This window comes from Desertibacillus haloalkaliphilus (assembly GCF_019039105.1).
In the GTDB taxonomy this organism is placed as follows: Bacteria; Bacillota; Bacilli; order Bacillales; family KJ1-10-99; genus Desertibacillus; species Desertibacillus haloalkaliphilus.
The window spans coordinates 1-362 of record NZ_JAHPIV010000411.1; the positions used below are offsets into that span (position 1 = coordinate 1).

The following is a 362-nucleotide window of genomic DNA, read 5'->3' on the forward strand; positions in this document are numbered from 1 at the left end:
GTTACAATCCGTAAAGAATCATCCCCGCCACGAACGAGTTCAAAGCGTAATTTCCTAGAAATCTTCTTCTCTTCACCATGCTCGTACAATGTCACCATTTCGTCAACATCAGCATGAATTTCTCCAATTTCATCTTCATAGACTGCTTGTACATCAAAATGATCCAACTCTTTTGTCGAGCGCTCTCCATGTAAATCGCTCGAATAACGCCTTAAAGAGTGATAGAAACTATTATTTGTAATTAAATAAGGTTCTAACTTGTTAAAATCACCAGTATTAACTGACTCAATCATGTGTTCCTTGTATGAAAGTAAGAAATCAGCAACCTCATCTGCTCGTTCGCCTTCTAGTAATATTAATTC

Annotated in this window: 1 protein-coding gene; it reads right to left on the reverse strand. The window is 37.0% G+C overall.

The genetic code is table 11. The annotated features are described in order from the left end of the window. The coding region (locus tag KH400_RS22555; protein WP_217228451.1) for a TcaA NTF2-like domain-containing protein at nucleotides 1-362 on the reverse strand (362 nt) is incomplete at both ends.